The organism is Streptococcus oralis, from assembly GCF_965111685.1.
Taxonomy (GTDB): Bacteria; Bacillota; Bacilli; order Lactobacillales; family Streptococcaceae; genus Streptococcus; species Streptococcus oralis_B.
The window spans coordinates 756400-776012 of sequence record NZ_OZ217340.1 but is presented as its reverse complement, the minus strand read 5'-3'; the positions used below and the strand labels follow the sequence as shown (position 1 = coordinate 776012).

Annotated in this window: 26 protein-coding genes; all 26 read right to left on the bottom strand. The window is 40.2% G+C overall.

Features of this window, described 5'->3' with window-relative positions; all coding sequences use genetic code 11:
* Window positions 1–7: 7 nt before the first annotated feature.
* Window positions 8–616 carry a hypothetical protein gene (locus tag ACLV7H_RS04165; protein ID WP_411866444.1) on the bottom strand — a complete coding sequence of 203 codons (609 nt, stop codon included), beginning with the start codon at window positions 614–616 and terminating at the stop codon, window positions 8–10.
* Entirely contained in the window at window positions 603–818 is a 216-nt protein-coding gene (locus ACLV7H_RS04160) for a hypothetical protein (RefSeq protein ID WP_254765439.1), read from the bottom strand. The genes ACLV7H_RS04165 and ACLV7H_RS04160 overlap by 14 nt, the downstream gene beginning before the upstream one ends.
* On the bottom strand, window positions 815–4180 hold the full coding sequence (locus ACLV7H_RS04155; RefSeq protein WP_411866443.1) for a phage tail spike protein: 3366 nt from the start codon (window positions 4178–4180) through the stop codon (window positions 815–817). Before ACLV7H_RS04155 ends, ACLV7H_RS04160 begins: the two co-directional genes overlap by 4 nt.
* Complete coding sequence (locus tag ACLV7H_RS04150) at window positions 4177–4872, bottom strand: phage tail protein (RefSeq protein ID WP_411866442.1); 696 nt, start codon at window positions 4870–4872, stop codon at window positions 4177–4179. Before ACLV7H_RS04150 ends, ACLV7H_RS04155 begins: the two co-directional genes overlap by 4 nt.
* Window positions 4872–7808 (bottom strand): PblA, encoded by a 2937-nt coding sequence (locus ACLV7H_RS04145; protein WP_411866441.1) that lies wholly within the window; start codon window positions 7806–7808, stop codon window positions 4872–4874. Before ACLV7H_RS04145 ends, ACLV7H_RS04150 begins: the two co-directional genes overlap by 1 nt.
* On the bottom strand, window positions 7808–8188 hold the full coding sequence (locus ACLV7H_RS04140; RefSeq protein ID WP_247920480.1) for a DUF5361 domain-containing protein: 381 nt from the start codon (window positions 8186–8188) through the stop codon (window positions 7808–7810). Before ACLV7H_RS04140 ends, ACLV7H_RS04145 begins: the two co-directional genes overlap by 1 nt.
* Before the next feature lie 11 nt (window positions 8189–8199).
* Complete coding sequence (locus tag ACLV7H_RS04135) at window positions 8200–8475, bottom strand: hypothetical protein (RefSeq protein ID WP_411866440.1); 276 nt, start codon at window positions 8473–8475, stop codon at window positions 8200–8202.
* A gap of 3 nt (window positions 8476–8478) precedes the next feature.
* Window positions 8479–9063: a phage tail protein gene (locus ACLV7H_RS04130; protein ID WP_411866439.1), complete on the bottom strand. Its 585-nt coding sequence runs from the start codon at window positions 9061–9063 to the stop codon at window positions 8479–8481.
* A 12-nt stretch (window positions 9064–9075) separates the two neighbouring features.
* Window positions 9076–9411, bottom strand: coding sequence for a hypothetical protein (locus ACLV7H_RS04125; protein WP_411866438.1), 336 nt, complete (start codon window positions 9409–9411; stop codon window positions 9076–9078).
* Window positions 9408–9644 (bottom strand): hypothetical protein, encoded by a 237-nt coding sequence (locus ACLV7H_RS04120; RefSeq protein WP_411866437.1) that lies wholly within the window; start codon window positions 9642–9644, stop codon window positions 9408–9410. The genes ACLV7H_RS04125 and ACLV7H_RS04120 overlap by 4 nt, the downstream gene beginning before the upstream one ends.
* Entirely contained in the window at window positions 9637–9975 is a 339-nt protein-coding gene (locus tag ACLV7H_RS04115) for a hypothetical protein (RefSeq protein ID WP_411866436.1), read from the bottom strand. The genes ACLV7H_RS04120 and ACLV7H_RS04115 overlap by 8 nt, the downstream gene beginning before the upstream one ends.
* Window positions 9962–10357, bottom strand: coding sequence for a phage Gp19/Gp15/Gp42 family protein (locus ACLV7H_RS04110; protein WP_061087429.1), 396 nt, complete (start codon window positions 10355–10357; stop codon window positions 9962–9964). Before ACLV7H_RS04110 ends, ACLV7H_RS04115 begins: the two co-directional genes overlap by 14 nt.
* Before the next feature lie 20 nt (window positions 10358–10377).
* Complete coding sequence (locus ACLV7H_RS04105; RefSeq protein ID WP_411866435.1) at window positions 10378–10596, bottom strand: HeH/LEM domain-containing protein; 219 nt, start codon at window positions 10594–10596, stop codon at window positions 10378–10380.
* A gap of 3 nt (window positions 10597–10599) precedes the next feature.
* Window positions 10600–11496, bottom strand: a complete 897-nt coding sequence (locus ACLV7H_RS04100; protein ID WP_049549230.1) for a phage major capsid protein — start codon at window positions 11494–11496, stop codon at window positions 10600–10602.
* Window positions 11497–11510: 14 nt separating this feature from the next.
* Entirely contained in the window at window positions 11511–11972 is a 462-nt protein-coding gene (locus ACLV7H_RS04095; protein WP_411866434.1) for a DUF4355 domain-containing protein, read from the bottom strand.
* Window positions 11973–12052: 80 nt separating this feature from the next.
* Window positions 12053–13468: a terminase gene (locus ACLV7H_RS04090; RefSeq protein ID WP_411866433.1), complete on the bottom strand. Its 1416-nt coding sequence runs from the start codon at window positions 13466–13468 to the stop codon at window positions 12053–12055.
* 57 nt (window positions 13469–13525) lie between these two features.
* Window positions 13526–13900: a hypothetical protein gene (locus ACLV7H_RS04085; protein ID WP_411866432.1), complete on the bottom strand. Its 375-nt coding sequence runs from the start codon at window positions 13898–13900 to the stop codon at window positions 13526–13528.
* Between the two features lie 51 nt (window positions 13901–13951).
* Complete coding sequence (locus ACLV7H_RS04080) at window positions 13952–14143, bottom strand: hypothetical protein (RefSeq protein ID WP_261044748.1); 192 nt, start codon at window positions 14141–14143, stop codon at window positions 13952–13954.
* Window positions 14143–15369, bottom strand: a complete 1227-nt coding sequence (locus ACLV7H_RS04075) for a polymorphic toxin type 50 domain-containing protein (RefSeq protein WP_411866431.1) — start codon at window positions 15367–15369, stop codon at window positions 14143–14145. The genes ACLV7H_RS04080 and ACLV7H_RS04075 overlap by 1 nt, the downstream gene beginning before the upstream one ends.
* A complete protein-coding gene (locus ACLV7H_RS04070; protein WP_411866430.1) occupies window positions 15359–16627 on the bottom strand; it encodes a hypothetical protein in 1269 nt (422 codons plus the stop codon). The genes ACLV7H_RS04075 and ACLV7H_RS04070 overlap by 11 nt, the downstream gene beginning before the upstream one ends.
* 204 nt (window positions 16628–16831) lie before the next feature.
* Window positions 16832–17176 (bottom strand): HNH endonuclease, encoded by a 345-nt coding sequence (locus ACLV7H_RS04065; protein WP_411866429.1) that lies wholly within the window; start codon window positions 17174–17176, stop codon window positions 16832–16834.
* Window positions 17177–17389: 213 nt separating this feature from the next.
* Window positions 17390–17956 (bottom strand): site-specific integrase, encoded by a 567-nt coding sequence (locus ACLV7H_RS04060; RefSeq protein WP_303209091.1) that lies wholly within the window; start codon window positions 17954–17956, stop codon window positions 17390–17392.
* Between the two features lie 122 nt (window positions 17957–18078).
* Window positions 18079–18504, bottom strand: coding sequence for an ArpU family phage packaging/lysis transcriptional regulator (locus ACLV7H_RS04055; RefSeq protein ID WP_411866428.1), 426 nt, complete (start codon window positions 18502–18504; stop codon window positions 18079–18081).
* A gap of 8 nt (window positions 18505–18512) precedes the next feature.
* Window positions 18513–18746, bottom strand: coding sequence for a helix-turn-helix domain-containing protein (locus ACLV7H_RS04050; protein WP_411866427.1), 234 nt, complete (start codon window positions 18744–18746; stop codon window positions 18513–18515).
* A complete protein-coding gene (locus ACLV7H_RS04045; RefSeq protein WP_411866426.1) occupies window positions 18736–19122 on the bottom strand; it encodes a hypothetical protein in 387 nt (128 codons plus the stop codon). The genes ACLV7H_RS04050 and ACLV7H_RS04045 overlap by 11 nt, the downstream gene beginning before the upstream one ends.
* Window positions 19119–19613 (bottom strand): MazG-like family protein, encoded by a 495-nt coding sequence (locus ACLV7H_RS04040; RefSeq protein ID WP_411866425.1) that lies wholly within the window; start codon window positions 19611–19613, stop codon window positions 19119–19121. The genes ACLV7H_RS04045 and ACLV7H_RS04040 overlap by 4 nt, the downstream gene beginning before the upstream one ends.

Here is a 19613-nt window from a genome sequence, read left to right as displayed (position 1 = left end):
AATCTCCTTAATCAATCCTTGGCATGACCACGGTCAGAATGCCTTTTTGCAACATTTCAGCAAGAGGTTGCTCTTTGAAAGTGTAGCCTTCAGATGGTTGCATCTGGAATTTCAAGATCGTTTGTGTTTCCTTCGGCCATTTCGGATTAGTATCGTACGGATAAGGCATCGATATGATGTCGCCATTCGTGTAACGACGGTCTTTGACAAGGGGCTTGATGAACTGCGCAACCTTGCTATAAGTGTTCGTGGGCATGCCACCATTCTGGCCAATCGCCAAAGCAATAAGAACCTCAGTAATAGCTGATACGCTATCGATGTTCTCTTTGTTTGCGGTTAGGTCTGTCTCAGTTTTTGCCAAGGTCTGTACTGCCTGTTTAATCTCAGCTTGTGCCTTCACGATTGCTGAACCTGGATCCAGTTCAGCTTTGATGATATCCAGTACCGCTTGAATCAAGACATCCTCTTGCTCACTCGTGCGGTCTCCTACAAGCTCACGCATGTTCGTACTGTATCGATTGCCTTCAGATAGACGAATCTCCACTACTGTGACCGTGTTATCGCCCAAACCTCGTGTATAAGGTTTATTCGCTAGTTCATAATTACTGATTGCCATTTGTCATTCTTCCTTTCACTTCTTCGAACTTAGCTTTGAGCTTTTCATCCGATTCGATGATTTGCTTCATTTGCTCAAGCTCCATCACGGTTACTGTGTATAGAGCTTCTAGCGTAGCTGATTGAGTAGCCTCTTTGCCGACCTTTTCACCAAGCGACTTAATCGCTAGACTACTGATTTGCTTATCTTGTTCATTCATCATGCTGTTTTCTCCAATTTCTGTATTTTTTGATTTAGTTCTTGAATGGCCTTGATTAAGTAAGGCACCAATTCAAATGTGCGATACGAGTATGCCCCGTCTGGGTTCTCATAGAATGCTTCAGGAGCATATTTCTGGACATCTTGCGCCATAATACCGCAAGAAATGTCCTCTATTTCCCCATCGTACTCTTTGCGATAACTGTACGTTTTCAGTTTTTCGATAACATCGAGACCTGAGATTGTACTATGTTCGATATTCGATTTATAGCGACGGTCAGAAATTTCTCTGTTCATCGGGATCCAGTCGTAATTTTTCGTTCCGTTATAATAAAGATAAAGATAATTATTTGACCGGTCAATTCGTTGATAAATCGGAGAGTAATTGTAAAATCCTAGTCCGTTGTTCGTGCGATAAACGAGCTCTCCATCAACCGTTAATCTTTCTGTAACTTCAGCAAACCTAAAATGAGCTGTATTCTTACAATGCATTGTCCCATCGTGTTTCACATACCATGCTAGTGGACCTACTTTGTTCCAGTCCGAACCCCAGCTTACCCAGAGAGCCGCTTGATTCCACTTACCGCCTCCGTTACTCATACCGACCGCAAATTGGTTCTGACCTGTCAGCCAATATACAGAGGGGTCTTTCTCGTGAGTACCGATTTGGAAGCCACCAATTCGGCCTTTATAACCTTCAAGTAAGGTTGCAGATACTACAACTGACCGAATCTTGTTGATGAAGGCTTCTTTAGCAGCAAGCGTATCCGTGAAAATATCACTTGAGACGAACAATCGAGCCATTGCTTTGTCCATAATCAGCATATCAGCTGTGATAGTGTTCGCTCCGATAATTTCAGCGTTCAGCTTAGCGAAATTACCCTCACCGACAAAAAGACGCTTGAAATATCCATCAATAGCCGTCAATTCGTCAAGCAAGGTCTTACCTTTGAGACGAATCTTCTCCGCTTCAATCAAGATTTGGTTATTCGTTGCGTTGATTTGCGAGATGATAGAGCCAGCGCTAGTCAAATTTTGGATTGCCCATGAGCCAGCGAGCTCAGTCATTTTGGTTTGCGTTGCTTCAATCGTCTTATCTGTCTCAAGAGTCGCATCTTCGGTAGCCGGTTGCCATTTACGGTCAGTCGTGCCCTCGTAAAAATCAAGCTCTGTCATGAACAGACCGCCCCATTTATTAGGATTGTTGCGGTCGTACTCGAATTGCAGATAGCCCTCATCAAAATTACCAACGTTAAATGTAATGGATTTTTTGACCGCTTTCGTGTTGTCAAAAACGGGTCCGTCAACCCACCGAGGCTGACCATTGAATATCAGTATCTTTTCCTGATAATCCGAAACAGAGCCTTTTACGCGCTTGCAGAAATAAATCCTGAAATATTTTGAGTTATTATCGAAACCTAAAATATTTAGAGTATAATCAGTGTTTCGCTTGACAATGAAACGTGGGCTTTTAACGACTGCCCCCGGCCTTAATTCAAACATACGCTTTTGGCCGTTAAAATAGAACGAGTGAGACGTAAAACCTAAGCGACCATTCGCTTCAGACCAGTATTTCAGACCGTCATCCGCTCTCGAATTTCGGAGCATATTCGGACCGCCAACACTTGAATATTTGCCAACTTCGACTTGAAATAGTCGATTAGTCAGAGTCATGCGAGCGACCTTTTCAGCGATATCAGACTCGCTACTGCCGATAATTCGTTCATATAGCCTACTAGTCTCTTGCACACGCTGAAAATCAAGCAAGTTAGCCTTATTGTCCAGTTGAGAAGTGATGCTCTCAAATCGCTGTATAAGGCCCTCTGCGGTCTTTTGAAACTCGGACCTTGTCGCTAAAATATCGCTCTTCGTATCAGAGCCTAATTTCGTGAATGATTCGGTCAGACCTTTGATGTCTTCTTTTGTCGTTCTGCGAAATTCGGCGTGGTCCAGTCTGAATTTCTTGAGCCTGTCGTTTAGAATGTCGAGTTCGGCAGAATTTGCTTTAAAACTATCTAAAAATGCCTCTTTGGCTTTCTCGATGCCGTCTTTCGCTTGCTCACTGATGCGCTTGGCTTCATCAGCAAGTAAGGCACTAGCTCCTGCTTTCGTCAAGGCTTCGTCCGCTTTTTGCTTAGCTTCACGAAGACCTGCGCTGTCAAAGTCTCTAAAACGTTGGTCGATTGTGTCAGAAAGTTGTCTTTGTACCTCTTCCGCTTTGGCTTTTGCAGAATTCAGACCGTCTGTGATTTCATTCTTGATACCTTGTACCTTACGGTCAAAATCTAAGTCAGCATTCTTGATTTCTTTCGCTAATTGTGTAGCGAACTGACCTTGCAAGTGCTGGGTTTCGTTTTTAACCGCATCACTAACAGCGTTAGAAATCATATTGGACAAGCCTGACTTAAATTGCCCAAAACCAATAGATAGTAGCTTTTTAGCCATCGGGGAGTAAGTATACTTCGTGATTTTCTTACGAACATCCATCTTGAATCGATCATGAAATAGACTGACAACGTCAAAAATCTGAACCGGAACATCGCTCTTTCCTTCAACTTGAATTTCTAAACTGTCTTCAAGCATATCGCAAAGTGTAGTTCTAAAATACTGCTCACCATATTTTCTAAGTTTCGCTTCATCTTTCACGTCCTGGTCATTAACATCAATCACATCTTCATAGATTTGACTGTATTTGTTAATGAGCGGACTATCTACCACAACGGAAAACTTGCGATCGGGTGCTTTCCCTCCCTCACCTTTGACGGTTGCATTAAAAGTGATTCTAGTTTTTAAAGACTTCGTTGATGTCTTTTGTTGATAGCTAGATAAGTTCTTTTTGTACATAAAGAGCGATTCATTTTCTGAACCGCCATTTTTAAGTAATCGAACCTGGTAACCATGACGTACAAGATCGCCACCCCACTGACCAAGGATAGAGTGCTTATCTTTTGTAAAAGCGGCCATCGCGTTGATACTATCAGTATTGAACGTGTGACGTTCGTCAATGTCGGAAAAGAATGAGAACGGATTATCCCGAGTGATACTTCCAGCAAAGCGACTCAAGGCAGTAGAACCAGTCGCTCTATCCAAAGAAATCGGATTAATGACATAGTTGTTCAACAGTGTAAAGGATTGATTCGCATATACTTGAATATAGCCATGTTTCTTTTGAACCTCGAAAATGACGAAATCCTGTTCGCCATGAAGATCATCGGCTTTTAGGTAAGTTTCTTCCTTCAACTGCTCCCACAAAGCATCTGAGGTCGGAAAGCGAAAAGTCAGTTGATAGGTACTATTTGCTTCTTGAGAAATCTTGTCTGCATAAGCAGCATTTAGAGGAGTATTCCCATTTGTTAAGTAAATCAAATTTTGTACCTCCAATTTGGCCGAATAATTAATCTAAGAACATTTCCAGTAAATGTAACCCCACTTCTTCCCGTTGGGATTTCAAAGAAGCCACCGCGCTTTCTGAGCGTGTTCTGGACCGCTCCAGTAGCATTGTAGATGTTTTGCTTACCTTGCCGACAATCAATTGTAGCTTTCGTTTTGACATTAAGATACATTGTTTCTTGACCAATGGTGATCGATATATCTCCATCTCCCTGAACCTCAATAATCGGTTCAGAGTAAATGGTCCCTGGATTGTTAATTGTTCCTGGTCCATTATAAGATTCAGGATTGACCGTTTTTTGATAACGAAAAGGCTGCATGTTTAGCTTGATTTTCAATTGCCAAGCATGATTGCCAAAAGGTTTGTAGCTAGCGGTTAAAAAATGAGCATAAAAAACCGATTCAGGATGATAGCTAAATTCCAACTCATTGTCATTCGCTTGAAATTTATCCAGAATAATCGAGATATCAATCAATTTTGTAACGTTAATCGTAAATGTTCTGTCATAGCTATCATAAGAACCATCTAATACTCGATAACTCCCATTCACACCATGAAGCTCGGCCACCTCACCTTTAGGTTTGGCAGCCTCAACTTCTCCAAAGTCGGTCACAATACAGCCTGGAAGGGTTGATGTATTAAAGCCATTAACGATCATATAATCCATTAGATTCCCTCCCTTGCTAAAATTGAACCATGTTGTTCGTAAGTGTTTAATGAGATTTTTTCATTGTCTAGATAGATTTCTGACGATTTTTCAAGGATAGCTGTAAGTATAGATTCTAAACTTGACCTCATAATCGCTATCTCAGACACTGTTTTACTCTCTTGTACTTCAAGCTGAGCAGAAGGCATGGCCAAACGGGCCTCAAGATTTTTCGTGACAGAGGCAGTTGAGTTTAGATCCAGGTTATCCCCTGAAAATACATCAGAGATTTCTCCAGCCATTCCACCAACTGTTTCTTTGACTCCCTTAAATCGTTCTTGTAGTCCTTGGTCTAAACCTTGCATAATTGCATTACCTGCAGGAATCAACAACTTACGGTCATATTCAATAGGACCTTTATGATCGCGAATCCAATCCGCTATTCCACCGACAAAATTAGTAACTCCATCCCAAGCAGATTTTAAACCACCTAAGAAACTATCAAGAATTGCCTTACCAGCCTCCCAAAGGTTAATATTTTTAATGGAATTAAAAATATTGGTTACTTTAGTTACCAAATCGCTAACTGCCTGCTTCATGTTATTCCAAGCTGTCTGAGCACCGCTAACAAGCCCATTGATCAAACCAAGAACAAGTGATTTTAGGCCAGCCCACGCTGCGCTAGCTGTTGATTTGATATTTTCCCAAAGACCGGATAAAAAACTTACGAAATTATTCCATAAGTTTTGAGCGCCCTGAATTAAACCAGTGATAAGATTTGACACTGTGGACTTTATCCATTCCCAGGCAATAGACGCAGCGGTTTTGATAAATTCCCAAATTGTACTCAAAACATTAGAGAAGTTCTCAAAAACTCCCGTAGCATAACCTACGATGACATCCACGACACCAGAGAAGTATGTTTTAATCCCCTCCCAAATCATGGAAACTCCATTTTGAATTCCTTCCCAAATAAGAGAAAGGTCTGCTCCTAATTGACCAAAGTTTCCTGTCACAAGGTCAATGATAATCAAAATAGCACCCAAGAAAATCGATTTGATAAATTCCCAAGCGCCTTCAAAGATCAGTTTAATTCCTTCCCAAACTTGAGTAAGACCATCTGAAATGTTGTTCCAAATATTCATGAATCCGTCAATGAACGGTTGAACAACCGTCATGACAGCTGTAGTAATCAATGTCCAAGCGGTAGATGCTGCCTCCTTGATTGATTCCCATAAGTCAGAAAAGAATGTTACAACAGCATTCCACATCGCCTTTAAAGACTCAACGTAAGCATTCCATGTTGTAACAACTCCATCCCACAAAGTGCTAGCACCTTCAGAGATACCAGACCAAAGACCAACAAAGAAATCAGCTATACCCTGCCATGCCTGCTTGATCCAATCCACAAAAGCTGCCCAAATTTTTTGGCCAGTTTCAGTTTGTGTAAAAAACCAAGTTAAGGCTGCAGCAATGGCTGCAATCCATCCTATAAGTGGAATTGAAGAAATAGCTGTTATCGCTGATGTTGCAAAGCCAGAAATAGCTGTTTTAGCAATTGTTAGAACACCAGGTAGTCCACCTAAACCTTGAACAAACGTGGCAATTTTTGCCACAGGAATTCCAATCCCCAAGGCGACTACTGAAGATTTAAGTAAATCTGCAGCTAGCTTATTGTCTTTAAAAAATCCTGTAACATCCTTAATAATTGATGAAATTTCTTTTAAAAAACCAGTCAAAACTTCAAATGCAGTTCCAAGTAGATTTACTCCCTGTTCTCCATCCTTTATCCCTAAAAGATCACTGACAAAATCACCAACTATCGACAATACATCGCCAACTGCTGAACCAATGTTCTCAAAAGTGACTCGGATATTATCCGCAATATTGACAATTTGAGTTGCAGCCTCCTCACTAAAACCCAATGCGTTTAAGATATCAAAATTATCTTGCTTGTCCAATGAACCAAAAATCATATCAAAGAATGTTTGAAAGATTCCTGTAACTCGAGCAAATTGGTCATAGACCGCACTTCCAAAAACATCTCCAAAAATTTGTGAGGCAATACTGCTGACTCCCTCTGTTATGACGAGTCCTAAACCAGATAGGATATTGCCTATCATAGGTAAGAGATTATCGAAAAGGAATGTAGAAGTTGTTTCAAGTAAAGCGTGCAAAGAAGGTAAAATGTTCTCCCCCAATGCCAGTTTTCCAAGAACGTTTTGAGCAGCTGCTTTCATGGATTCAAAAGATCCGCTAAATGTAGATGCTGCCTCTTTAGCTGTTGTCCCAGTGATATCTAAATTCTCCTGGATAGCATGAATGGCGCTATAAACATCAGAAAGGTTGTTAATGTCGTACTTAACACCAGTCAGTTTTTGAGCATCTTTCAAAAGACGCTCCATTTCCTGCTTAGTACCACCATAGCCAAGTTTAAGGTTGTCCAGCATAGTATAGTTCTGCTTAGCAAAACCTTGATATGCCATCTGAATGCTCTCCATCGATGTACCCATCTTATTCGCATTATCGGACATGTCAATCATGGCCATATTTGCTGTTTCAGCAGCTTTGTTTGTATCACCTCCCAAAGACTGCAAGAGACTAGCTGAGAAGCCTGTCACGTTTTCCATATAGGCATTAGCTGACAAGCCTGTGGTCTTGTAGGCTTCATTAGCATACCCCTTAACCTTGTCAGCAGAACCTTTGAAAAGAGTTTCGATACCTCCAAGTGACTGTTGAAGTGCCGCTCCCTCATTTAAAGCAGCGCTAAAAGCTTTACCAATTCCGGCCGCAACAATAACTTTCTTAAATGTTGCCATCATACTGGAACCAAGAGACTCTCCAGCACTAGATCCTGCTGATGCGACTTCTCCTCCCATCTCTTTTTGGATCATCCCACCAATCCCTCGCGCAGATGGAATGATTTGTACATAAGCTTTTGCAAGTTCTATTGCCATTAATCCTCACCTCCAATCTTGGCAAAAAATTCTTTGCGGTATTTTTCGAATTCCTCACCAGATGAAAATACTAGATGCTCTCGTTCTTCTTTCTCCTCTTTTTGAGTCAGCTGATCAACAACAGATTTTGGCCTATTTACACCCTTTTGACCATCTTTCGTCTGAATCCACAGAGAAAGAGAAAGTCTATCAACTATACCAGCCAACAACATTGTATCGATGGATACGAGCTGTTTTGATAACTTCTGCTTGATTCGAGAGTCCTCTCTCAGTCCACATGCAAAAACAGCTACCTTCAATAGAGGTAGCTGACTATAGTCATATATTTGATAAGTCTCTGCTAAATCACAGACAAGAGCATCTTCATCTAACTTAATCATCTGGGAAAGGATTACGATTTTTTTATTTCTTTTACCGATTCAAAAATGCTCTTGATATCAGAAAAAATCTTTTCATTTGGAAGAATACCGTCTTCTTCGGTTAGGTGATCAATAAAAGCATCACTCTGCTCCTTACCTAAAATAAGTTCCAAAACTTTATCTACCGCTTCAATATCCCCCTTATCGGCCTTCCCGATATAGCGTAGCAGTAAGAAGTTGTTCAAGCGACGTTCTGTTGTTTCAAATTCAAATCCAGACTCAGTTGTTCCTTTGATTTTTTTTGACATAGATTAGGCTCCTTGAATGTATTCATAGTGTGTATTGCCTTGGTTGTCTGGCAATGCAGTAACAGTCAACTCATAACCTACTGGTTCACCATCTTTGTAACCAATCTCGCCAATCTCACTAACTTTACCACTAGGAATCACAATGCGTTTCATGGCTCCGTTCTTTAAGAACATATCAATAACAAGGCAATGTTCTTTCAATTCAGTCGAATTAGCCTTAACAGTGATTCCTGTTTTCAAGTCTCCACTGACATTTTCAGGACCATATGTTTCCTTAAGAACTTCCACATTCAAACCTTCAATTAGTTTGTACTTGAAAGTATCCTTTTTGTCAGTTTGAGATGATAAGACTGTTTGTCCTCCCCAAGCCTTGACATCTTTACTTTCAGGCGAGTTTTCATTTGTAAGACCGTCTTCAGATAAGAATCCAAGAGTCTTAAATTTCTCATCCAATTGAGTCTTTGCATTTGTTGGCAAAGTTGTGCCTAATGGAGCTGTTGCTACTGCCCCACTTGTCTTCGGTTTTGCAGCTGTCACATTATCTGAAGACGCAATGTTAGTTGTTACTGTTTGTTCTGATTCTCCCATAGAATCCTCCTTTTAAAAATAATTAATATCATATACTGCTTGATAGCGATATCGCTTGGTTTCAGTATCTGTGAAATTGTAATCACTGTTATGGTGAATACCACTTACTTCATTCACTGAAATAAGATTTTCAATTGCTTTTTTTACAATCTCATTTAATTCAGCTGCTTTTTGAAGAGATGGTGCATAACTCTGAAAAGCAAAAGTAGCAGAATGAACATAGTCACTTCCGCCCCCTCCCGTTTTTTGAATGATTACAAATGCATCTGGCATGCCTTTTTCATGCTCAAAATACGACGGAACATCTAATTGTTCATCTAAGTATTTTTTTACAATTTTTTCAATCATCTTAAAGCCTTTAACAATGTGTTATCCTTAGCATTTTTTGCCATGCTTTTGATGTCTGTTGTGCTGACAGTCGCATTAGCACGTTTTTGCCCTGGTGAAACTTTTACCTCAAATCCATCTCCAGCGTGTTCTGATATTTCATTGCCTTTATCTAATAGAATCGCTTGGATTTCTTTAGAACGTAAAAGATCGGAAACGCCCGATGAATTCAATTTAAACTTCGTTTTACTCATACACTTCAACCATCACTTTCTTATTCCAGTCCAAAGGCATCATGGCTTCAATGCCTTCTAATGGAATGCCAATCGTGCGCCATTTGCGCCCAAAGAAACGAACTTCACGGTCTTTCCACTCGTTCTGATCGCCTTTGGGGATTCCTAGCGTATAAGAAGCCTTCTTCCCGGTCAAACTAAGCTGAGTAGTGACATCTTCTGTCGAAGCTGGAACGACCAGGACATTATCTACTTGAATTTCAGTATTCTCATAGATTGGATGCCCAAAGTCATCCCGACCATTCTTGGTTTTTCCAATCAACGTTACAGTAATTCCTTTAATCCGTCCCATAGATATCAATCACCCCATATCTTTGCTTTTTGAGGCCCAGACGTTTCAATTCTGAATCCTTGATAAAGAGACCGCCACCAGGGACTAGATAAGAACCACTGAAGGAATAACCTAAAGCGGACTCAGCCACCTGAGTCATAGGCTCCTGGTCAGTTGAGGTCATCAACGTGCGAGCCACTACATCAACTGTGACGGACTTAACGACCATGGCAAAAGATGGATCAGTAGCCACTAACCCATCTAAATCCTTGCCAACTTTTTTAGCTTCAACACGAAGAGAATGAGAAACAACTTCCAACAGCGCCTCGGCTCGTTTTTCCTCATCGAATTTCAACGCTCGCCACAATTTTTTCAAATCTTCGACTGTTGCAAAGTTTTCCATTTCTACCTCCAGTCAAGCGACTACTGGACTTCAGTGTCAGCTTGTTCGATTAGCGAAATCAATTCAGGTTTTGTAGCGCGGCTATCATAAGTAATACCTTTTTCATCAAGGATTTCTTTCAACGCTGCGTTAGTCAATGAGTCCAAAGGTTTGTATGCTGCAATTGGAACCCAATCACCTCCACTAATTTCATTTTCAGTAACGATAGTAGTACCTGTTTTTACATTAATGTATTCCATGTACTACCCCGCTTTCACAACACGAGCAAAGCTATTTTTGTCCAAAATTCCCCATCCGAGATAGATTTCTGCACGAAGATAGACTTGGTTATAACCTTTCAAGTCTTTTCCAGAATTGTCTGGATCACCATATCGAATGACTTCGAGTGGAATCTGCTTAGCATATCCCCATTTAACCATGTTAGCAAAGTCACCAACAATAGCAACATCCTTATTGGTTCCAACATTAAGACCAACTGTAGTATTCACATCTACAGGTAGACCATTAATGGCCCCTGGATTTGCTCCCCATGCCAATTCAGGGTATAGGCGCTCATTAGCTGAGTTCTTCATGCTAGCTAGTGCACTTGCAAATGTAGTATCAATAGCCATACCGCTAACGATATTATCAGCTCCTTGAATCATTTTAACTGCATCTTCGACATTAGTGTCTGGATCGCTTGTTGTAAAGTTCACTGTCTGAGTGACCGCCTTGTCAAAACAGTTATCCCCAATAACAGCGGATTCTTGTTTAGTACGTGGATTAACGCCATGGAAGGCCATGATATCAATACCACGAGCCACTTTATTAGCAAACCCTTCATTGAATGACTTCAAAATATCGATTTTAGCCTCTTCTGATGCAAAAATGAACTCATCAGATACACGAGCGCCATACTCGATTTTAATAGGCACAATAGTTACAGGTTCTAGACTTGCACCACCATGCGTTTTCTTCCCGTTTTCTGCAACAATATCTACATCAGCATCTAATGAGAAAGTAAATTCTTTCAATCCATTGAACGGAATCGCTTGTTGATTAGACAATTTAGCCAGTGAGCTGTGGCCTTTAACTTTGTTGATAAGGTCTGTCACAAGCATTGGGTCAAATAATGTTCCTCTTGATAGTTGATCTGTCATATATTTTTACTCCTTTATTCTTCAAAAACTAAACCTTGTACTAGGTTTTTATAAGATGTATTTTCAGTTTTTTCTAGAGCAGGCTCTAGAGTTCGCATCGGTGCGAAATGTTCAGTAGGTTTTACGAAAGATACCAAGCGCTCTGCATCTGCCGTTAGACTTTCTTCATCAGTTCCCTGCAAACGATCTGCAAGGTCGTAAGGCAATCCATGTTGCAAAGCCACACGAGTTCGCAGACTAGCCGTCTCATAATTAGAGATTTGATTCTGCATCTCTTCAAGTTGCTTGTCAGCATCCGCCTTACTTTGACGATTAGCTTCAATTGTTGACTTCAAATCAACATTTTCTTTTTTTAAGTCTTCAACAAGAGATTTAAGCTGGTCATAGTCGGCATACTTCGCTTTCTCACGAGATAAACGCTCCTTAATAGCAGCATCAAATTCTTCTTGTGTAGTGATTGGTTTAAATTCTGACATTCTCATGTCTCCTTTCTCCTGCTTTCCCGGCAGTTCGGTAATTTTGGGCATCAAAAAAAGCAGTCACAAGACCGCTTATTTTAATAACTAATTTTTTGCTTTTTCTTAGGCTTGGTCGTAGCACAAGCCCAATGCGCAAGCAAAGCGCTATCCATCAAAGAAATATCCATGTCGTCAAAGTGCGATCGATATCCAAAACCACCATTTGAGCCAATATTCCGCTTGTCGCAGTTAGTAGCTACTTTAGATAATGATGGTTGGCCAGCGTGACAAATGGTCTTCTGGTAAATCCCCTGTTCCCAAAGAGCGTTAGCCACGATGATTTCTTTCACCGTTGGTAGAATCACGTTCTTGATTCTGTAGTCCTTCAACTCTTCGTCCAGGATCTTTTGACCACTTGCGCCATCAATAACTATCTGAGCTACATCAGCTTGACGCAAGAAAGCAACCATCCACTCATTCCCGTTACGAACAGACTGACAGTCTACTGTCTCAACAAAGAAACGGCCATCCTTGGTCCGTGCAGCAATACTCAATGCTACATTCGTTCCATCTTGACCGTACTTGATGCCAACAGACAGCTTGCCAGATAATTCTGGAACCTCATCCACCTTGAGCTCATTCCACTCAGTTTCAGAAATAGCAGATTTCTGGTTGTAAGTTGGCCAAAATCCCAAACGTTGGATATTATGGTCCAGCTTATCCTCACCAAGCTCTGCCTCAATCTTCCGCTCATTTAAGTGGTATCCCATAGACGGATTAGAATTATACCAGGCTTCCACATCGTCAATTTCCTTTTCATCAGAAACCGACCACTCAGCCCAGCCAGAATACTTCCCTTTTCCAAAGAGACAAGTCTCACGATACTTCGTAAAGACCGTACCACTTGATACAGGTGTCGGAGGTGTCCCACACATGATTGTGATAGGATTTTCACTATCCGTAACCGTGTATTTCAAAGCAGATTCTTGCTCGGTCGTGTACTCCTGAGCCTCGTCAATGATCAGCATGTCGAACCCTTCACCAAGACCACCGTTTGATGTCCTAGTACGGAATTGGATAACACCTCCTGTTGAATAAAGTTCAATCCTCTCCTGCCCCTTCGCTCGAATCGAATTGAAATCCTCACCATCCACATAACCCATTTTCTCAAGGTATCGTTTCACCTTCTCAAAAGAGGAATGAGATGTAGAAATTCGGTGAGCCGTGTGAAGGATATTCAAACCCTTATGCAAGCCCCAAATTTCTAGAATATAAAGGATTTCAGATTTCCCGTTACGACGAGGAATAGAGTAGCCAAACTTCTGATGCACCCAAAGACCATTTTTATCAATAGCCATCAAAGGCAACAATAGATTCTTCTGCCAAGCATAACAAGAAAGACCAGTCCGCTCGTAAAGTTCAATCGCTTCTTTAGCTTTTGAATTTTTCTTGACGTATTTTAAAATCACCGATTGAGTAGGATTCTGATTGCCAAGTTTCTTCTTCCTCGCCATTCTATTTTCCTTTCAATCGTCATCGCATGATAACCCTATCGCTGGGATGTAGATTTCCTACAAGCTTAATAAACGAACTACATCATCTGGCTGATGCCCATCCCATTCTGGAGCAAATTCAAGCTCTTTTACATCAGCAAAATATTTCCAATTATCCATGTGATAATGGTAGCTATATTGACCATTTGGAGTATCAATCCCAACGATAAAATAATTTTCATACATTGATCCGTCTGAATGCTTTTTTGATTTCCATGCTTTATCAAGATGATTTTTTAAGATGACGGCAAACAATACCATTCGATGATGATACAATTCATTGAATGTATGAGAACCGTCGCTTATCAATCCTCTAGCTAAGTTTAGTTTGTTATTGATTATAAGTTGGGCTTCCTGCAAGTCGCATTCTTCTATCCCGTGAATTTCAACCATTCTTTCTCCTTTCAAAGCATAAGAAAAGCACCCTGACCACTGTCAACGTGCTTATGCTATAATTTCAACTTCCTTGATTTCATCTTCAAAGAGTTTTGTCCACCGAGTTCCTGACTTAACGGACAACCCATCAAGTTCTTCATCATAGACATCCTTGTCCTCATACAGACAGACGCCTTCAAATGTTTGGCCGTCAATATCGGTGATTCTGACAACCTTGTTATTAAATTCCCTAAGTTCCATCAGTCTCCCCTTTCATAGTATGTCGGTATTAAGTGTGCTCCAGTTTTGCTATATTTTATTGTCATAGCATTTACCGGCTTACCAGTATATACATCAATTCCTAACGGCCTATCTTCAAACAAATCAACCTTTTCATTGCTGGTTTGAGCGCCTTTTCTACTTGTTTCTAAAAATCCAGTCATCTTGTACTTATCGTACAGAGCATTGATATCCACATGATCATAAAAATAGCTCTTTCCAGTCAGTGATGTTGATTGAATATGCCTAGCTTGTTTTTCTGGATTGATTTTATCCAGCCAAGTGCCATTTTTGAGGTTTTCCTGGATATAAACTACATCTTTTAAGCGTTCATATCCCTCACCACCATTATACTTCAAATCCTGAAACTTTGCTAGTGAAATAGGGGCATTTTCAACTCCTAAAACATCAACTATTTTCTTGTATTCCTGAATATCTGCTTTGCGATTATTATCACGCACATCAATATTCATTCTCTTACGCTTTTCTAATTCATCGGAACTCTCATTTCTGATTTTTTTAGTCCAAGAATTTTGAACCTTACCATTTTTAGGATGATAGTCAATTACACAAGTACAATGCTGATGCCTTCTGTAGAAATTCGCTGGTTCCTCACCGTATATGTAATTTCCTACCAAGCTATCACACCATTTGCAACAACGTCTAGTAGAGTGTCTACTGATTGTCGGTACCAAGCCAGTTTTAGCATGAAACTCTGCATTCTTCCGGATACTATCATCAATGATTGATTGTGTGAAGTTCACAATAGGTTCACCAAGCAACCAACTGACATCCTCAAAATTCTCCTCAGATGAAAAGCGATTGACTATGCCAGCGATTCGATCCTGATTCAATTCAGGGACTTGCACTTTGAGACCGATTTTGGCTTCATCGTTCAAATTCTTCTGAACATCACTAGCATAACCACTCACAAGCTCGTGATTTCGTCCTAGCACGTCCGTCAGTAAACGTTGAGCGATATTGTAATACATTTTACCATCTGGTAATTTATCGGCGCTCAGAGACGTTCCTAGAGCCTTAGAGAGAATTTCGCCAATTTCAATCGCAAACTCATTTGCAGCTTTGTAAGTGGCTTTTTTTGCTTTTAACGCAGCAAAAGCATTCCTGACAATCTCGCTCTTACCATAATCTGTCTCAAACCTCTCCTGAACCTCTTGCAAGATACCAGGTAAAACATCATTCTCCATTTGAACCACCATCGCTTATCACTGGCCTAGCAGACATGTCTCCAGCAATACCAGTAAGGTCTCGAATTGTCTCCGCATTAATGTAACCAGGCAATGCCTGATTCAATTTCACAACACCGTCACCAATCATAGTCATTGTATTCGCATCCGCTTCAAACAAAGGCTCCCATTTGACTGTGGTTCTTACAAATTGGCTTCTAGCATAACGAAACTCATCACGCAAACATGCTCCAACATAAGCAACATTTAACAATCCAGCACCTAGCGAGCGCTGAGCCTTTCGACCTGCTAGCCTAAGATTCTCATGACTAGCCTTGATTGCTTCTACTGATGACGGATTATCTGATACAAAGCCAAGGTCATCCAAGGTCAAGCCCATTTCCCCAGCAAATCCAGCAGCGGCTGTTCTGAGCTGTTCTGTGAAAGGTGACATACTAGCTGTAGTGAACTGTCCAACGCTAGGCTTCTCACCTTTATCGCTTGAAGAAATCGTCAACAAGCTTGATACAGTAGCTTTCCATTTCTCCATAGGTTCCGCATCAGGATCAAGTCCAAGAATGTATTTCTGTGGCCACGAATAGAACTCTGCTGTAATATCAGCTCGCTCTAAAGTTCGCTTAGCGTATTTCTGATAATACATCCCTGCCCTGGTAATACGAGACCGACCAAAAGGACGGACCGCATCAGGACGATGAATAACCGGAACCAGCAAAGGAATACCCGTCTCATTCGTAACCGAGTAAGGTACCCCATCTTTCGGAATGAAGTGAGTAGCATTTGGCTCAAAGTAGGCTTCAAGCGTTGGACGATTGTAATCATCACGAGCCAACACCGCATAACCTTCCACAAGCAAACCAGTGATAGGATCAATAACACCCGTCGCATTGCTTGATTCAATGACTTGCAACCTCACCTCATCATCTTCACCCTTCGAAATGTAGACGAAACTACACGAACCAATCAGCGCAGCTAAAATAGCACTATCAAAGAAGATATCAGGATTATTACGTTCAAAAATTTCTGTAACATTAAAATCATCATTAGCAAATGCCCTAAAAATCAAACGATCTGCAAGACTATCAACTCCCTTTGCAGCCCAACCAAGTACAGCTTGATACTTTGCCCTGATATGTGCAGGAATTGTGATTCCTGTCGGTGCTTCATAGTGCTGCATTGCATAATGCTTGTATCTTAGATTGACTCTACTCTGATAGAGATTCAACTTCCTCCTAAGATAATCAATGCCTCTCAATTCCAAACCGCTCTCCTTTCATTTTGATGATTTGGCGCGAGAAAAAATGTACAGTGACGGCGTGAAGCTCTTGAGCGCCTAGAGGGAGGGGGATACCCCCCTACTATCAGCTAGGACTTACTTCCACACATATCTGTTATTTTTTTCGAGTTTTAAATATTTTTTATTTTTCTTTTTTTAGAAATTATTTTTAATTCTTTCATTAAGACTTCAAGCTCTATACCTAGTCCAGTCCCTAGACTGTGGCAAGTTCCTGTTGCCTACAACAGTAGCATTAGCTGATTTATCATCAGCGTAAAGCTTGTCAGACTTCTGTCTGTTGCATTGCCAGTGGGCAAGCTGTAAGTTACGAATGTCTGACGGATGACCGTTGCGATTGATTGGAATAACGTGGTCAATGACCGGAGACAGAGGATGTGGGTACTTCAATGATTTGTCGACGGGGAGTCCACAAATTCCACAAGTATTTTTTGTTTTGAGAATTATATTTTTATTCTTTTCAAAAGCAACTCTGTGAGGACCACTCCGGTCCGGTCTATCCTTGGGGGTGTTCATATAGGGAGGGTCCTTTCTTTTTAGTGGGTATGAGGCTAAATTTTTATGATGTAGGGGGGTGTTTTTTAAACCTCTGACACCCTCGTATATTTAACATATCTTATATTCTGTTAAATAAAACTAACATTCTCAAAAGTCAAGCGTATCAAGTATTCATAACTATTTCTTTAAAAACTAATTTACATTTTCTCAATGTGTTAAATAAATAGGTTTTTAATAGCTAAAATTCATCATTGAATCATCTAATTCATCTTGTTTAATACCAATATAATCAAGAGTAATATCTGGTGATGAATGGTTAAACAATTCCATCAAAATCGCTACGTTTTGATTTCGTCTGTAATGATGATAGCCAAACGACTTTCTCATAGAGTGGGTTCCAATATTCTTCAGTCCAACATGTTCTGCTGCTTGCTTTAAAATTTGGTAAGCCGCAACTCTTCCGATGTGAGCTATACGAACACCATCTGTTCTGACTTTTTTCTTACTTGGAAATAGGTAGTCATAATCTTGTAGATCATTTGTTTTGATGTAGTGATTTAAAGCTTTTCTTAATTCTGGATTGATAGCAAATCGCTTGACTTTTCCTGTCTTTTTCTCAGTGACTTCGATTCTATCACTTGTAACATGTTTTACCTGAAGAGGGATTATATCGCTGATGCGCATTCCAGAGTACAGACCACACATGATTAAAACGTAGTTTCGCTCACTCTTCGATTTCAAAAAGTCTTTCATTCGCTCAATATCATCAAGTTCACGAATTGGTTCTACTTTCTTCACAAAGCCACCTCCAATCTACAAGAAAAGGCAGGGTGTGCCTGCCTTTACAATTATTTCATAATACAATTTTAGCACACAAAATCGCATATTTACTCCGGACTTACTCCAAAAAAACTCCAAGTTTACTCCAAAATTTCAATCTGCTCACCATTTCGATACAACTCTGCAAATGCCATGAGAGCCTTATCCAAGATGTCATAATATGAGCTTTCTGAAATAGATAATTCCATTGAAATTGATTCATCTTTCTTACAATCCCACTGAAGATATTTTTCAAAAAGTATCCTACGATATAAAGGATCATGTAAGCCACTGACAGCTTGCTCGATTGCATCAAGCTCAATCTCTGCATCGACTTTTCGTATAGCCAATTTTTCAACTTGACTATCTCTTCCGCTTGATGGATTTCGTGGCATGAATGAATATGTAGTAGTCACTCTCTGCCCATCTGTGTCATTCGCCACACGACGCCATCGAGGATAGCCTTTTAAAATTCTCTTGGCATTTTCTTTTGTTTTGGCTTCGTTTATATCTGGAAAAAATGGCATTTGTCACCTCATCCCTCCCCAATAAATACATTCATAGGCAAATTGAAATAAGCAGCCACATCTTCAACGTTATACATATCAGGAGCGGATTTTAAATTCTCCCAATTCGAGATTGTTGCGATTGAGTAGCCTAGCTTATTTCCTAATTCCTTCAAAGTAACCTTGTTATCAATCCTCTTTTGCTTCAGCATAAAAGCGAATAATTCACGCTGTCTCTTTGTTAAAGGTTTTTCATAGTCCATTCTCCATCTCCTCAGTAATTTTTTTCAAGTTCCATTTGATATCCTCCCAAAATTCTAATATTATTCGATTCCATTCTTCAGTTGTTGTTTCTCTAAAATCAAACTGAGACATCTGTTCAGCTCTTTTGAATAATGCCCTCTTAAAGAATGAAGCTTTTCTGGAAAAATCCATATCATCTATTTCAAATTCAGTTATGATTTTCTTTCCATAACCCTCTATCTCTACATGGACTCTTGTTTTTCTATAGAGATGTAGAGGCTCCGCCCAAACACTTCCTTTCAAGTCTGATTCATCGACTTTTTTAAGCATTAACGATATTTTCTTAGCTTCACTCTCTTTTTTAGCACCACTAAAAGGGAATCTTTTCGGTCTCATCCCAAATCCTCCTCTTTCACGAAAACCCCATCAATCATCTTTCCCTTTCGGTCCTTGATAACTTCATAAGCTTCTTCTAAGCAACTTTCAGCTGTAGTGCCATTGCAAAATGAAACCGTACTGATCACGCTGTCAAGAAACATCAAATCTGCTTTGATTAAAGGCATCTTCGTTTCATTGTGACTGACATGAGCGTATAGTTTCTGAGCGATATTGCCCAAACTTGAAACCATCAGTAGCAATTCAAGTTCCTGTTGATTAGCAGATATTTGAGCACCGTTCTTGATTTGTTGCTCAAGTCCAATCAATACTACCTGAATATCACCAAGTGCATCATAGATCAGTTCAGATTTATCTTTTGCGATACCCTCAAACAATTCTCCTGACTCTTCCATGAGTTTTAAGAATTGCTTCACTGGATTTGCTTCATGTAGATTTCTATCTACAAACCATTTTTGAACCTTTTCTTCCAAATTCATTTTTGTATTCAT

What these genes read in the sequence shown, in the direction of transcription:
- ACLV7H_RS04165 (WP_411866444.1), bottom strand. Translation starts at nt 616, where the DNA reads ATGGCAATCAGTAATTATGAACTAGCGAATAAACCTTATACACGAGGT.
- ACLV7H_RS04160 (WP_254765439.1), bottom strand. Translation starts at nt 818, where the DNA reads ATGATGAATGAACAAGATAAGCAAATCAGTAGTCTAGCGATTAAGTCG.
- ACLV7H_RS04150 (WP_411866442.1), bottom strand. Translation starts at nt 4,872, where the DNA reads ATGGATTATATGATCGTTAATGGCTTTAATACATCAACCCTTCCAGGC.
- ACLV7H_RS04145 (WP_411866441.1), bottom strand. Translation starts at nt 7,808, where the DNA reads ATGGCAATAGAACTTGCAAAAGCTTATGTACAAATCATTCCATCTGCG.
- ACLV7H_RS04140 (WP_247920480.1), bottom strand. Translation starts at nt 8,188, where the DNA reads ATGATTAAGTTAGATGAAGATGCTCTTGTCTGTGATTTAGCAGAGACT.
- ACLV7H_RS04135 (WP_411866440.1), bottom strand. Translation starts at nt 8,475, where the DNA reads ATGTCAAAAAAAATCAAAGGAACAACTGAGTCTGGATTTGAATTTGAA.
- ACLV7H_RS04130 (WP_411866439.1), bottom strand. Translation starts at nt 9,063, where the DNA reads ATGGGAGAATCAGAACAAACAGTAACAACTAACATTGCGTCTTCAGAT.
- ACLV7H_RS04125 (WP_411866438.1), bottom strand. Translation starts at nt 9,411, where the DNA reads ATGATTGAAAAAATTGTAAAAAAATACTTAGATGAACAATTAGATGTT.
- ACLV7H_RS04120 (WP_411866437.1), bottom strand. Translation starts at nt 9,644, where the DNA reads ATGAGTAAAACGAAGTTTAAATTGAATTCATCGGGCGTTTCCGATCTT.
- ACLV7H_RS04115 (WP_411866436.1), bottom strand. Translation starts at nt 9,975, where the DNA reads ATGGGACGGATTAAAGGAATTACTGTAACGTTGATTGGAAAAACCAAG.
- ACLV7H_RS04110 (WP_061087429.1), bottom strand. Translation starts at nt 10,357, where the DNA reads ATGGAAAACTTTGCAACAGTCGAAGATTTGAAAAAATTGTGGCGAGCG.
- ACLV7H_RS04105 (WP_411866435.1), bottom strand. Translation starts at nt 10,596, where the DNA reads ATGGAATACATTAATGTAAAAACAGGTACTACTATCGTTACTGAAAAT.
- ACLV7H_RS04100 (WP_049549230.1), bottom strand. Translation starts at nt 11,496, where the DNA reads ATGACAGATCAACTATCAAGAGGAACATTATTTGACCCAATGCTTGTG.
- ACLV7H_RS04095 (WP_411866434.1), bottom strand. Translation starts at nt 11,972, where the DNA reads ATGTCAGAATTTAAACCAATCACTACACAAGAAGAATTTGATGCTGCT.
- ACLV7H_RS04090 (WP_411866433.1), bottom strand. Translation starts at nt 13,468, where the DNA reads ATGGCGAGGAAGAAGAAACTTGGCAATCAGAATCCTACTCAATCGGTG.
- ACLV7H_RS04085 (WP_411866432.1), bottom strand. Translation starts at nt 13,900, where the DNA reads ATGGTTGAAATTCACGGGATAGAAGAATGCGACTTGCAGGAAGCCCAA.
- ACLV7H_RS04080 (WP_261044748.1), bottom strand. Translation starts at nt 14,143, where the DNA reads ATGGAACTTAGGGAATTTAATAACAAGGTTGTCAGAATCACCGATATT.
- ACLV7H_RS04075 (WP_411866431.1), bottom strand. Translation starts at nt 15,369, where the DNA reads ATGGAGAATGATGTTTTACCTGGTATCTTGCAAGAGGTTCAGGAGAGG.
- ACLV7H_RS04065 (WP_411866429.1), bottom strand. Translation starts at nt 17,176, where the DNA reads ATGAACACCCCCAAGGATAGACCGGACCGGAGTGGTCCTCACAGAGTT.
- ACLV7H_RS04055 (WP_411866428.1), bottom strand. Translation starts at nt 18,504, where the DNA reads ATGCCATTTTTTCCAGATATAAACGAAGCCAAAACAAAAGAAAATGCC.
- ACLV7H_RS04050 (WP_411866427.1), bottom strand. Translation starts at nt 18,746, where the DNA reads ATGGACTATGAAAAACCTTTAACAAAGAGACAGCGTGAATTATTCGCT.
- ACLV7H_RS04045 (WP_411866426.1), bottom strand. Translation starts at nt 19,122, where the DNA reads ATGAGACCGAAAAGATTCCCTTTTAGTGGTGCTAAAAAAGAGAGTGAA.
- ACLV7H_RS04040 (WP_411866425.1), bottom strand. Translation starts at nt 19,613, where the DNA reads ATGAATACAAAAATGAATTTGGAAGAAAAGGTTCAAAAATGGTTTGTA.